Raw genomic sequence first — 14060 nt, forward strand, 5'->3', positions numbered from 1 at the left:
TTTTATGATAGAGTGCCTTCTCTTTTTTGGCTAGTAAATAAGGTGAAAATATCCCCCGAGTAAAATATTACACATATGAGTTAACTTTTTCGTCCGTTTATAATCGCAACACTAGCGCTCGCACCGATTCTAGTCGCTCCAGATCGAATTAATTTTTCTGCAAATGTATAGTCTCGGATACCACCTGAAGCTTTAATCCCCATGCGTTCATCAACAATTGATTTTATTAATTTAATATCTTCAACCGTTGCTCCGCTAGTCGAAAATCCTGTTGAAGTTTTAACAAAATCTGCACGTGCGGATTCAACTAATTGGCAAGCGGTTTTTTTCTCATCATCTGTTAGCAAACTCGTCTCGATAATAACTTTTACGAGGGCACGTCCTGCAGAAGCAGATACGATCGCTTCTATCTCGCTAGCCACTTGCTCGGTATTTCCTGATTTTAATGCTCCGATATTCATAACCATATCTATTTCATCTGCCCCGTTAACGATCGCCTCTTTCGTTTCAAAGACTTTCGTTTCACTTGTTGATGCACCTAATGGAAACCCGATAACAGTACAAACCTTTACTTTGCTATGACTTAAAAATTTTTTCGCTGTTTTTACCCACACTGGATTGACACAAACAGAAAAAAATTGATGTGTCTCTGCTTCCACACATAACCTTTCAATCTCTCCCAATGTGGCATCTGCTTTTAGCAACGTGTGATCAATATAATTTCCGATGTTCATCGCAAATCCTCCTAGCGCTCTCGTTCATCATCCGTGTTCAAACGTATGTTTCAAGTTTTAATATAGAAAAAAGGAACGATACCTTTTATCGTTCCACTTTTATGCCGTTTATCATGATGGCATTGACACGATATCGTCAAGTACACGGACAAATTGTCCTTCGTTGTACGGATAACCAGCTTTCGTCAATTTCACTTTTACAAGTTTACCAACCATCTCTTTATTTGCCGGAACTTTTACTTTTAAATAGTTGTCTGTATAACCGACATAAAGTCCAGAATTTGGATCGTCTTTGTAACGTTCTTCAGGAATCATTTCAAGAAGCTCGCCTTCAAATTGAGAAGCATATTCTTTCGCTAATTGATCGGAAAGTGCAATAAGTCTTCGGACACGATCATGTTTTACGTCTTCTGAGACTTGATCTTCCATTCTCGCTGCAGGCGTACCTGTTCGTTTTGAATACGGGAATACGTGAAGCTCAGAAAATTTATGTTCCTTTACAAAGTTGTACGTTTCCATAAATTCTTCTTCCGTTTCACCTGGAAATCCTACAATGACATCCGATGTAACTGCGAGACCGGGAAGAGCTTCCCGTAATTTTTCTAACCGATCAGCAAACATGTCCATCGTATATTTGCGGCGCATTCTCTTTAAGACGGTGTTGGAACCTGATTGTAAAGGAATGTGTAAATGACGAACGAGCGTATTTGAATGGTTGATCGCATCAATCACTTCTTCCGTCACTTGGCTCGCTTCAATTGACGAAATTCTCAGCCGTTTTAACCCTTCGACGTTTGTATCTAAATCACGCAACAATTGAGCAAAGTTGTAGTCTTTCATATCTTCACCATACCCAGCTGTATGGATGCCCGTTAGTACGATTTCTTTATAGCCTGCCTTGACGAGTTGCTGTGCCTGTTTAATAACAGAGTCCGGCTCTCTTGACCGTAATAGACCGCGTGCCCATGGAATAATACAGAATGTACAAAAATTGTTGCAGCCTTCTTGAATTTTGAGCGAAGCGCGTGTTCGATCTGTAAATGATGGAACGTCTAGTTCTTCATAGACACGATTTTTCATTATGTTGCTTACACCATTAATCGGTTCACGTTCACGCTTAAATTGTTCGATATAATCGAGCAGCTTCACACGATCTTGCGTGCCGACAACGATGTCAACACCAGGAATATCCATCACTTCTGCTGGTGATGTTTGCGCATAACAGCCGGTAACACAAATAATCGCATCGGGGTTTTTTCGAATCGCACGACGAATGACTTGCCGACTCTTTTTATCGCCTGTATTTGTAACTGTACACGTATTAATCAAATAAACATCTGCTCGTTTATCGAAGTCAACACGCTCGTATCCTTGTTTATGAAATAATTGCCAAATTGCCTCTGTTTCATAATGGTTCACTTTACATCCGAGTGTATAAAAAGCAACAGTAGACATGATTTCACCTCTTTAATTCTGTTTCGTACGAAAGTGCTGATAAAAAATAGAGGGATGCGGTTTCCGTACGTAAAATTCGTGGTCCTAATCCACAAACATAAAAATCGTTGTCGCGTAACTTTGCGATTTCTTCTGTTGTAAACCCACCCTCTGGTCCGACAACGAATAAGATTGATTGTTCATTATGAAGTGCTTGAAGGAATTTAGATAACTCATCTCTCTTATTATTTCGCGCTTCTTCCTCGTATGCAACGATCTTTAATTGGTAATTTACACTTAATTCGAGCAGAGAATCAAATGGAACTGGTGTTGAAACAGTCGGGACCCGTTGACGATGTGATTGCTCTGCTGCTTCTTTTGCAATCTTTTCAAGTCGAACGAGCTTCTTATTTTCTTTATCGCTTTTCCATTTAACGATCGCTCGTGATGAATAAAAAGGAAGAAAATGCGAGGCTCCAAGTTCTGTTCCTTTTTGGACGATGATCTCAAGTTTATTACCTTTCGGCATCCCTTGAGCGATTGTAACATGGTGGGGAAGTTCTGAACACTCTTCTAACCACTCCATTACGATAGCAACAACACTGTCGGTCGATATTTTTTCTAATTTGCATAGAGCAGTTGCCTGACCGTTCGCACAAATAATTTCATCACCTTGGGTCATTCGCATTACTCGAGTAATGTGATGCGCTTCATCGCCATATAAATGGACATAACCGTCTACAAATGCAGCTTGGTTTACAAAGTAACGCTGCATATTAGATGTCCTCCTCTTTTCGTGCGATGATCGCAACCCAATCATTTTTGCTCATCACTTCTTCAATGACAAGTCCGGCTGATTCGAGACTTTCTTCTACTGCCTGTTGTTGATTTTTAATTATCCCGGATGCAATGAAGCGTCCATTTTGATTAAGTGTATTTGGAAGATGTTCAACTAACTGGATGACGACAGGAGCAAGGATATTAGCGATAATTAAATCTACGCGTTTATAAACATTTTCAAGCAAATTTCCTTTGCTGACAAATACTTGCGGAGCGACGTTATTCATGTCAACATTTGCTTTCGCACTTTCAATAGCGACTGGATCGAGATCATAAGCATACACGTTGTTAGCTCCGAGCTTTACAGCAACAATACTTAATATGCCAGTCCCTGTTCCAACATCAATCACATCGTAGCCACGTTCGATATATTTCTCTATCGCTCGTATGCATAAAATTGTCGTTTCATGTGTTCCAGTTCCAAACGCCATACCCGGATCGAGCGTAATGATGAGTTCATCCGCATGCCGCTTCGTATATTGTTCCCAAGATGGAATAATTACAATGCGATTCGAAACATGTATCGGCTTGTAATATTGCTTCCAAGCTGTTGACCAGTTTTCATCGTTAATCTTACTCACACGTATTGTTTTTTCTCCAAAGTCGATATCTGCATCATCTAATTGTTGAAGGGCTGCACGAATGTCAATCAATGTTTGCTCTATCGTTCCGTCATCCGGAAAATAAGCTTTAATATACACGCCTTCTAGCGGGTAATTGTCAGGATTGAGCTCGTAAACTTCACCGAACGATGTATCCCAAACGTTCTCAAGATCATGTTGATCTTCAATAACAACCCCGTTTGAACCAGCTTCGTGCAATAAATTTGAAACGATTTCAACTGCTTCTTGAGTTGTATGAATACAAATTTCTGCCCAATCCAACTTACTCAATCCTTTCGGAATATTAATCACCTTTAAATGCTTTTTTCATTTTTGAAAAAAAGTTTTCATGTTGTTCATCAAGGTTTTCGCCGCTAAGATCGGCAAACTCTCGCAGCAACTGCTTTTGTTTATCTGTTAGTTTTCTAGGTGTAACGACACGAACGTTAACATGTTGATCACCTTGACCAAAGCCTCTTACGTTTTTAATGCCTTTGTCTCGCAAACGAAATTTCGTACCTGATTGTGTACCTGCAGGAATTTTTAATTTTACTTTGCCATGTAAAGTTGGCACTTCAATTTCATCACCTAAAGCAGCTTGAGCGAACGTAAGTGGAACTTCGCAGTAAATATCATCGCCATCACGTTCAAAAAATTCGTGTGGTCTTACCGTAAATACAACATACAAATCCCCTGGAGGTCCGCCATTTTCTCCCGGTTCCCCTTGACCAGCAAGTCGAATTTGTTGACCTTCATCAATGCCTGCAGGAACTTTTATATGGATTTTCTTTTGTTTTTTTACTTTTCCGTTGCCGTGACACGTACGACATTTATCTTTTACTAGCTTACCAGTACCTTGACAATGATGACACACTCGTCGATTTACAATTCTACCGAACGGTGTGTTTTGTTCCACACTTAGCTGCCCTGTACCTCGACAATGTGGGCATGTTTCTGGCTTTGTCCCTGGCTTCGCTCCATCTCCACCACACGTCAAACATGTTTCTTCTTTCGGAATAAAAATATCGGTTTCTTTCCCGAATGCCGCTTCTTCAAAACTGAGTGTCATTGAATACTGCAAATCAGCACCTTGACGCGGTGCATTTGGATTTTGACGGCTCCCTCCACCCCCGAAAAACATATCGAATATATCACTAAATCCACCAAAATCAGCGCCGGCTCCACCGCCAAAACCTTGGTTCGGATCAGTATGTCCAAATTGATCATAGTGAGCTTTTTTATTCGGATCGTTTAACGTTTCATACGCTTCTTTTACTTCTTTAAACTTCTCTTCTGCATCGGGGTCTTTACTAACGTCTGGGTGATATTTTCTCGCAAGCTTTCGATATGCTTTTTTTATTTCATCCGCGGACGCATTTTTATCAATTCCGAGAACTTCATAGTAATCTCTTTTACTCATAGTACCCACTCCCAATACGTATCGCTTTCTTTTGTCACTGACGGTGTTTGAACAATTATCATATCATCAAATATAGAACGAGAAAACCTGTTGCTTGAAAAAAAGTCAAAGTCAAGCTTGCTTGACTTTGACTTTTCATTCTTACGCCTATTTTTGATCATCATCGACTTCTTCATATTCCGCATCGACAACATTGTCATCTTCATTTGATTTATTCGCTTCACCTTGTTGTTCACCTTGTTGTTGCTGTGCAGCTTGTTCATATAGTTTGACGGAAAGCTGTTGCACAATTTCAGATAATTCCTCTTTTGCACTTTTAATCTCTTCGATGTTGTCTCCATTCAATGCATTTTGAAGCTTTTCTTTCGCCTCATTTGCCTTTGTTACTTCAGCTTCATCTACTTTACCTTCTAAATCTTTTATTGTCTTATCGACAGTAAAGACAAGCTGATCAGCTTCATTGCGAAGCTCCACTTCTTCACGACGCTTTTTGTCAGCTTCGGCATTCTCTTCAGCTTCTCGCACCATCTTTTCAACTTCTTCTTCTGATAAACCGGACGACGACTTTATTGTAATCGACTGTTCTTTATTCGTACCTAAATCTTTCGCACGAACGTTAACAATTCCATTTGCGTCGATATCAAACGTTACTTCAATTTGTGGAACCCCTCTCGGCGCTGGTGGAATGTCTGTTAATTGAAAGCGACCGAGTGTTTTATTATCTGCTGCCATCTCCCGTTCTCCTTGAAGGACGTGAATATCAACAGATGTTTGATTATCTGCTGCTGTTGAGAACGTTTGAGAATGACTTGTTGGGATCGTCGTGTTCCGATCTATTAGTTTAGTAAATACACCGCCTTGAGTTTCAATTCCAAGAGATAACGGTGTAACGTCAAGCAGAACGACGTCCTTAACGTCACCAGCAAGTACACCCGCTTGGATAGCTGCTCCAAGGGCAACGACTTCGTCAGGATTTACACCTTTTGATGGTTCTTTACCAATTTCGTTTTTTATTGCTTCTTGAACCGCTGGAATACGCGTTGAACCTCCAACGAGAATAACTTTATCGATGTCACTCGCACTTAAACCAGCGTCTTGCATTGCTTGACGAGTTGGACCCATCGTTTTTTCAACGAGATGGTGTGAAAGTTCTTCAAACTTTGCACGAGTTAAATTCAACTCTAAATGTTTCGGTCCAGATGCATCAGCTGTAATAAACGGTAGTGAAATTTGTGTCTGCATGACCCCAGAAAGATCTTTCTTCGCCTTTTCTGCTGCATCTTTCAAACGCTGAATGGCCATTTTATCTTGTGATAAATCAATCCCATTTTCTTTTTTGAATTCAGAGATGAGGTGATCAATAATCACTTGGTCAAAGTCATCTCCACCTAAGCGATTATCACCTGCTGTTGCTCTAACTTCAAAAATGCCATCGCCAAGCTCAAGAATTGAAACGTCAAACGTTCCACCACCAAGGTCAAAAACGAGAATCGTTTGTTCATCTTCTTCATCAAGACCATATGCAAGCGCAGCTGCAGTTGGCTCATTCACAATTCTATCTACTTCTAAACCAGCAATTTTACCAGCATCTTTCGTCGCTTGACGTTCAGCGTCATTAAAATATGCAGGGACGGTAATAACAGCGTGCGTTACTTCTTCACCTAAGTAATCTTCCGCAGACGATTTTAAGTTTTGTAAAATAATCGCGGATAGTTCTTGTGGAGAATAAGTTTTCCCCTCAATTTCAACTTTGTAATCTGTCCCCATATGACGTTTGATCGATTGCACAGTATTTGGATTTGTAATCGCTTGTCGTTTAGCAACTTCTCCGACTAAGCGTTCTCCATCTTTAAACGCAACGACAGAAGCTGTCGTACGATTTCCTTCTGGATTCGGAATAACGACCGGTTCTCCACCTTCCATTACTGCAATACATGAATTTGTCGTTCCTAAATCAATTCCAATAATTTTACTCATGACTCGTTTTCCTCCCATTACAATCATTAAAATGTCTTTACTCATCGTGGTGATTGTTCAAAAATCCAGTGAAACATAGCGTCATTACGTACTAGTACGCGTTTCTCACGCTTTTTTTTGAACAAGTCCTACTTTAAATTTATGAATATGCATCCGTTAAAAACGGTGCAGCATTATTCACTTACTTTTACCATTGATGGGCGTATGACGCGATCTTTTAATTTATACCCTTTTTGGAGTACTTCAATAACAATGCCTGAATCATGCTCTTCTGATTTCTCTTGCATGACTGCTTGGTGTTTATGTGGGTCAAATGGTTCGCCTAGTGCTTCGATTTCCTCAATTCCTTCTTGTTGCAACGCCTCAGTAAACTGACGATAAACCATTTCAACTCCAGTTAAAATCGACTTTGATTCTTCGTTCGTCGCTTCTACGACTAACGCCCTTTCAAAATTATCGAGAACAGGAAGTAATTGCTCCGCTAATGATTGCGACCGATATTTTGCAGTCGCTTCCCTTTCTGTTTTCGTTCGCTTGCGGAAATTATCAAAATCAGCTTGTACACGAAGATAGCGAGACTTCAATTCTTCGATTTCTTGTTCAAGCTTCGCTTTCTCATCATCTTCTGTTGACGTGTTTTCTTCATTAGCGTCTGTTTCATCCTCTGTAGACGAGTCTCTTTGCTCACCTTGATTGTCGGATTGTTTATCTTCATTCATTTGTACGTTCATCTCTTCGTCGTTATCGACTTGTACCTGTTGGTCGTTCTCATCGTTTGACATATCTGCTTTTACTGTTTCGTCGTTCACTGCCGCCACTCCCTATTCACATGATTACTCTTTTGTTATAACCAACGATCCACCAACCATTACCACTATACCCGTAACTAAAATTGCTGATACTGTCTCGTTAGTACATTTGATAAATCTTTTGAAATTAAATCAAGCAAACCAATTACTCGAGTATATTCCATTCTTGTCGGTCCTACAATCGCGATCGTTCCCATATACTGACCGCCTATTGAATAAGATGCCGTTATGAGGCTACAATTCTCCATCGCTTGCAAATTGTTTTCTTTCCCGATCTTCACTTCAATGCCATCTGATTCGTGTCGGATGAGCTGATTGATCAAATCTTCTTCTTCGATTGCCTCTAACAGCCGTCTCACTTTTTCGATATCATGAAATTCAGGCTGTGTCAGAATATTTGTTTTCCCACCATAATACACTTTTTCCTTTTTATCATGAAGAGAAAAAAGTGTCATCATCATCGTCATTGCTTCTTCATAATTACGCAAATAACGTTTGAATACCGTATCAATTTCCTGAATAATTTTATACCGCAATCGCAACAAGGGAACACCTTGTAGTCTGTCATTTAAGATGTTGATCATTTTTTCAATTTCAGTTACATCGAGTCCTTCAGGTATTGAGAACGTCTTGTTTTCAACCTTCCCTGTATCCGTTACGATAATCGCCACAGCTGTACGATCATTGATTGGAACAATTTGCAAATGCTTCAACTTCGTATCTTGTGTATCTGGGCCTAACACAATCGATGTATAATTCGTTAATTCAGACAAAATAATGGCAGAATGTTGAATGACATTCTCAATTTCATAAAACTTTTTTGCAAATAATGTTTTAAGTTGTTCAATTTCTTCATCGTCAAAAGCAAAAGGTGCAAGAAGATGATCAACGTAAAAACGATAGCCTTTTTCAGAAGGGATTCTCCCTGAAGAACTATGAGTCTTTTCAAGAAAGCCTAATTCTTCTAAGTCGGCTAAATCGTTGCGTATTGTAGCGGGGCTATAACGAATTGATCCGCGCTTTGAAATGGTACGTGAACCTACTGGTTCTGCATTTAAAATGTACTCATCAATTAAAACACGAAGTATTTGAATTTGTCTCTCCGTTAACATGATGAAATCACCCCTGTTAGCACTCCTATAGATTGAGTGCTAATTCTTACTTTAAATTACCAAAATTACGATATGATTGTCAATCATTACTCTAAAAACGCTTGAAATACTTCATTACCTAAAAAAACACCTTTATCGGTAAGGCGTATCCAGTCCCCATTGTCTTCAAGCAGTCCTTTTTCAACTAAGTTTGCAATCGTTTCGCCGTACACTTCATCAAGAGTTCGCTTATATTTTTCGTAAAAGACACGTTTTGAAACGCCCGCTCGTTTCCGTAATCCTAAAAATAATTCTTCCTCCATCTTTTCTTTGTCAGACACGTTGATTTCTTCAACATATGGAAAGTTTGTTTCAGTTATTCTGTTCATATAATGCTTTAACGGACCAGCATTTTTGCGACGCACACCATTCACATAACTATGTGCTCCAGCCCCGATCCCATAATAATCTTCATTATTCCAATACGTTAAGTTATGTTGGCTCTCTTTTCCGGGCAGTGCAAAATTACTAATTTCATAATGATGAAAACCGTGGGTTATCATTTTTTGAATGAGCAATTCAAACATGCTCACTTCTGTTTCTTCAGAAGGGAGCATTAATTTCCCTTTTCTCATTTGATTATAGAAAATCGTTTTCGGCTCCACTTGCAAACCATACGTCGAAACGTGCTCCACTTGTAATGATCGTGCTTTATCTATCGATTGTTCAAATTTCTCGAGCGTTTGTGTCGGCAATCCGAACATGAGATCGATCGATATGTTATCAAATCCTGCGTTTCTAGCATTTTCAATTATCATATAAATTTCATCCTTGTTATGATCGCGACCAATCTTTTGTAACAAACCGTCATCAAATGACTGCACTCCGATGCTCAGCCTATTGACACCATGCTTTTTTAATAACTTTAATTTATCCAAATCAACATTGCTTGGATTCGCTTCAACCGTAAATTCATACTCTTCCACAAGAGTAAACGTTTCATGAATCGATTTTAAAAATTTATCTAATTGTTTAAGGTTGAGAGAAGTTGGCGTTCCTCCGCCGACGTACATCGTTTTCATTTTTCGATTCCCGAAGCGCTGGACGGTATTGCGCATTTCCATAGCCATCGCATCTAAATAATCATTAACCGGCTGGTTTTTTAAAAACACTTTATTAAAATCACAATAATGACAAATCTGTTCACAAAACGGAATGTGAAAGTAGACAGCTTTACTCATCGTTTAGGACTCCAATCATAATCGTTGTCTAAAAGTCCGAAGGGTCACATCATAATCGTATACAAGTTAATTTTTAAAATCGTACAAAATCGGAGAAGTATTTATGCAAACTTACAAGAAACAAGATAGAACGCAGTTGTAAGACTTGTTGTCTTCCGTTGTTCTCTCCTCTATTTTAGCACGCTTTCAAAGTAAAAACGCGCCCGAAGGCGCTTAACTCGTTTATTCATCATCCATCCGCAATACAGCCATAAACGCCTCTTGGGGAACTTCGACTTTCCCAACCGTTTTCATGCGTTTTTTTCCTTCTTTTTGTTTCTCAAGCAATTTACGCTTTCGAGAAACGTCGCCACCGTAACATTTTGATAAAACGTTTTTGCGCAATGCCTTAATCGTTGAACGAGCAATAATTTTGTTTCCAATTGAAGCTTGGACAGGAACTTCAAACTGCTGTCTCGGTATAAGTTCTTTCAACTTTTCTGTAATCGACTTGCCACGCTCGAAAGCAAAGTCTCTATGAACGATTGTCGACAATGCATCGATTTTTTCTCCATTTAATAAAATATCCATCTTCACTAGCTTCGATTCCCTGTATCCGATTAGTTCGTAATCAAGCGAGGCATATCCTTTCGTACTTGACTTTAATTGGTCAAAAAAGTCATACACGATTTCACTGAGAGGCAATTCGTAAATGATATTTACACGCTTCTCATCTAAATATTGCATGTCGATAAAATCCCCGCGTTTCTTTTGACAAAGTTCCATAACAGCCCCAACAAAATCTTCCGGTGACATAATCGTTGCTTTTACGTAAGGTTCTTTTACTGCTTCAATTGTTTGTGCTTCCGGCATGTCTGCAGGGTTGTCAACTATAAGTTGTTCGCCATCTGTCGTATCCACTTCATAAATCACACTTGGTGCCGTTGTAATTAAATCAATGTTAAATTCACGTTCGATTCGTTCCTGCATAATTTCCATATGCAATAAGCCTAAAAAGCCACAGCGAAAACCGAAGCCCAATGCTTGAGATGTTTCTGGCTCGTATTGAAGTGACGCATCGTTTAACTCAAGCCGTTCAAGTGCTTCTCTTAAATCATTATACTGATTCGAATCAATCGGATATATTCCGCAAAATACCATCGGGTTCATTTTTCGATACCCTGGAAGCGGTTCAGCTGCTGGACGTTCGACACTTGTAATTGTATCTCCGACACTCGTATCGCTTACATTTTTTATCGAAGCGGTTAAATAGCCAACATCACCAACGGTTAATTCCTCTCTCGACTCTGCCTTTGGCGTAAAAACACCGAGTTCGGTCACTTCAAATTCTTTACCCGTAGACATCGTTTTAATTTTATCGCCAACTCGTACCGTTCCTTCGACAATTCGAATGTATGCGACAACTCCACGATATGGGTCATAAAGCGAGTCGAAAATAAGTGCTTTTAAAGGTTCATCCGGATCCATTTCCGGGGGTGGGACTTTTTCAACGATGTGTTCTAAGATTTCATCAATCCCGATACCTTCTTTTGCTGATGCAAGCACAGCATCACTTGCATCAAGACCGATAACATCTTCGATTTCTTTTTTTACACGTTCAGGATCAGCGCTCGGCAAATCAATTTTATTAATAACAGGAATGATTTCCAAATCATTTTCAAGTGCTAGATATACGTTTGCAAGCGTTTGGGCTTCAATGCCTTGCGCTGCATCAACAATTAATAGTGCGCCTTCACAAGCAGCGAGGCTTCTTGAGACTTCATATGTAAAGTCGACGTGTCCCGGCGTATCGATTAAGTGAAAAATATACTCTTCACCATCTTTTGCTTTATATGTTAATTGAACAGCATTTAATTTAATCGTAATGCCGCGTTCTCGTTCTAAATCCATCGCATCAAGCGTTTGCTCTTTCATTTCTCTCTCCGTTAACGCTCCCGTAGCCTCTAACAGTCGATCAGCGATCGTTGATTTACCGTGATCGATATGGGCAATGATAGAGAAATTTCGAATTCGCGACTGGCGAGCTAATTTTTTATCTCGATTCATTCATTTCACTCCTATGGCGAACTTACGCATTGATTATAGCAATTGCCGCTCATTCATTCAATGAAGAATCTGTTTAATAAAGAATGATTGGCTTACTTTACGTGAGCACAATTGTTTTTTTTTAGCTCTTATCGTTACGGCTTTTCTATTACAGACTTAGGCTACAATTGTAGTGATTTTATTATTGATCACATATCGCTAATCGTTACAAAACAGCTACAAATGTAGATTTTTATCGGAATAGTTATAGGTGTGACAAACCTTTGTCTTAGTTAGGTGAGGTCTACTTAACATGTAGGCGATAAAAACAAGGGAGGTATTCTATTTAAATGAAACGATTAAATAACATGTTATCATTGTTTATGTTTCCATTTATCACACTTTTTGCTTTAGAAGCAAATACCACTAGTGCAGCTAGCTCCTTTAACAATGTTGAAGTTGCCACTCAGTGATTGCAGAATGCAGGCACCTGGTGGCGGCTTTCAAACATTGCCATAGGATAATCCGATGACCTTTAAAGCTACAATAGCGAGTACGGTTGGACCAAATAAAGAGTTACAATTAGAGAATCCTCTTGACATTACCTTTAAAAAATTTTAGATTTGCACCTGGTACAATTAATTTAACGATAGAATCTGAAAATAAAGAGGGTAATCAAAGGGTATTTTCTGATCACCAAATTGATATTCCAACTTCCGATGAATTTTTCACGCTCTCTATACCAAATGAATCCGGGCACAACTATTGGTTCATTTTCTTCAGATGAAGAAGGTGAAGTTAGATTAACGTTAAGCGAAATTAGAATGAATGTGATTATGTTTGCAAATACTGATAATCCTGTGTCTTTAGGTTTAGTATGTAAACCTAAAGAAGATGCGAATAATCTAATCACTACGATCCTAATTGATAACGAAGCAAACTGTTGAACGTACAGTAAACGTCGTTGAACCTTTCGGCTCTTAGTATACCGGCGAAGGAGCACCTCGTGATCGTCTGGGAAGCAATGGAAACTCGTACCTCGACATGACAACAAATGACATGTACAAGCGTGACCCGAACACATGGACAATGGCAACTTAAAAGGTGACGATGGAAAGCAAGGTTCTTCACTTCTCACAGGTTCAGGCGCACCCTCTGCGGAGGTCGGTAATGTCGAAGACTTGTATCTCGATACGAATACTGGTGACGTGTACGAAAAATCGGCTGACGGATGTAAGAAAATAACGACTTACAAGGCCCTGTTGGTCCACAAGGTGCAAAAGGACCGAATGGTTCTGCTGGATCAGGTGGTGCTAGCGGTTCTGGCGACGATGGTGGAAAAAAGAAGCCCGAGATCGCCATCTGGTCATGATAACGATGGAAAAGGCAATTCCGCTCAAGGCGGATAACTTCCAAAAACTGCAACAAGCCTGCCACCTCTCATTTTAATTGGAACTCTTCTAGCGACAGCTGGCAGTGTCTTGTTTTTTAGACGCAAAAATGTAATCGAATAGTTCTTTAAAGAAAAACTCAGGTGAAGCTAGGGGAATTTTTTGCCTAGCTCCACCTGTTTTCATGAAGAACCGATGATTTTGTCAAATGCCGATAACACTTGGAACACAACGGTTCGCGATAGATTCTTTAGCATGTCTGAAAACGATTTTGCAGTTGTAGAATAAATGTTAATCTCTGTACGATCTTCTGTTTCCATATTGTGTTCCACTTTTTCTTTTCGTTCTAATTCCCACTCTTCATACGCATTTGTAATCGACTCTGATTTGATGATTGATTCACTTTCGGTCATCTTGACTCCGAAAAACATTCCGACGAAAAAGATACAGGCAATGAAAATCGACGTTGCAAAAAATCTACCCATCGTTCATCCTT

Annotated in this window: 12 protein-coding genes and 1 pseudogene; 2 read left to right on the forward strand and 11 right to left on the reverse strand. The window is 39.5% G+C overall.

Annotation, left to right across the window (positions count from 1 at the left end; genetic code table 11):
• Window positions 1–80: 80 nt before the first annotated feature.
• From deoC to lepA, 10 genes are all read right to left on the reverse strand, one after another.
• Window positions 81–734: a deoxyribose-phosphate aldolase gene (deoC, locus tag ABU914_RS11990; protein WP_379669970.1), complete on the reverse strand. Its 654-nt coding sequence runs from the start codon at window positions 732–734 to the stop codon at window positions 81–83.
• Window positions 735–845: 111 nt separating this feature from the next.
• Window positions 846–2189, reverse strand: coding sequence for a tRNA (N(6)-L-threonylcarbamoyladenosine(37)-C(2))-methylthiotransferase MtaB (gene mtaB, locus ABU914_RS11995; RefSeq protein WP_379669971.1), 1344 nt, complete (start codon window positions 2187–2189; stop codon window positions 846–848).
• Window positions 2190–2193: 4 nt separating this feature from the next.
• The gene (locus ABU914_RS12000) at window positions 2194–2943 is read right to left on the reverse strand and encodes a 16S rRNA (uracil(1498)-N(3))-methyltransferase (RefSeq protein ID WP_379669972.1); all 750 of its coding nucleotides are present in this window, start codon (window positions 2941–2943) and stop codon (window positions 2194–2196) included.
• A gap of 1 nt (window position 2944) precedes the next feature.
• Window positions 2945–3892 carry a 50S ribosomal protein L11 methyltransferase gene (gene prmA / locus ABU914_RS12005; RefSeq protein ID WP_379669973.1) on the reverse strand — a complete coding sequence of 316 codons (948 nt, stop codon included), beginning with the start codon at window positions 3890–3892 and terminating at the stop codon, window positions 2945–2947.
• Between the two features lie 22 nt (window positions 3893–3914).
• Window positions 3915–5030 carry a molecular chaperone DnaJ gene (dnaJ, locus tag ABU914_RS12010; protein WP_379669974.1) on the reverse strand — a complete coding sequence of 372 codons (1116 nt, stop codon included), beginning with the start codon at window positions 5028–5030 and terminating at the stop codon, window positions 3915–3917.
• A gap of 147 nt (window positions 5031–5177) precedes the next feature.
• Window positions 5178–7007, reverse strand: coding sequence for a molecular chaperone DnaK (dnaK, locus tag ABU914_RS12015; protein ID WP_379669975.1), 1830 nt, complete (start codon window positions 7005–7007; stop codon window positions 5178–5180).
• A gap of 173 nt (window positions 7008–7180) precedes the next feature.
• Window positions 7181–7816 carry a nucleotide exchange factor GrpE gene (gene grpE, locus ABU914_RS12020; RefSeq protein ID WP_379669976.1) on the reverse strand — a complete coding sequence of 212 codons (636 nt, stop codon included), beginning with the start codon at window positions 7814–7816 and terminating at the stop codon, window positions 7181–7183.
• Window positions 7817–7893: 77 nt separating this feature from the next.
• Window positions 7894–8928, reverse strand: a complete 1035-nt coding sequence (gene hrcA / locus ABU914_RS12025) for a heat-inducible transcriptional repressor HrcA (RefSeq protein ID WP_379669977.1) — start codon at window positions 8926–8928, stop codon at window positions 7894–7896.
• A gap of 86 nt (window positions 8929–9014) precedes the next feature.
• A complete protein-coding gene (gene hemW, locus ABU914_RS12030) occupies window positions 9015–10148 on the reverse strand; it encodes a radical SAM family heme chaperone HemW (protein WP_379669978.1) in 1134 nt (377 codons plus the stop codon).
• Window positions 10149–10370: 222 nt separating this feature from the next.
• Complete coding sequence (gene lepA, locus ABU914_RS12035; protein WP_379669979.1) at window positions 10371–12194, reverse strand: translation elongation factor 4; 1824 nt, start codon at window positions 12192–12194, stop codon at window positions 10371–10373.
• A gap of 1061 nt (window positions 12195–13255) precedes the next feature.
• Between lepA and ABU914_RS12040 the strand changes: the two genes are divergently transcribed.
• Window positions 13256–13582, forward strand: a complete 327-nt coding sequence (locus ABU914_RS12040; RefSeq protein WP_379669980.1) for a hypothetical protein — start codon at window positions 13256–13258, stop codon at window positions 13580–13582.
• A 12-nt stretch (window positions 13583–13594) separates the two neighbouring features.
• Window positions 13595–13687 (forward strand): annotated as a pseudogene (locus ABU914_RS12045) (LPXTG cell wall anchor domain-containing protein); the annotation flags it as partial.
• 59 nt (window positions 13688–13746) lie between these two features.
• Here the strand turns inward: ABU914_RS12045 and ABU914_RS12050 are convergent.
• Complete coding sequence (locus ABU914_RS12050; RefSeq protein ID WP_379669981.1) at window positions 13747–14049, reverse strand: hypothetical protein; 303 nt, start codon at window positions 14047–14049, stop codon at window positions 13747–13749.
• Between the last annotated feature and the right edge of the window lie 11 nt (window positions 14050–14060).

It is taken from the genome of Pueribacillus sp. YX66 (assembly GCF_041725775.1).
Lineage (GTDB): Bacteria > Bacillota > Bacilli > Bacillales > UBA6769 > Pueribacillus.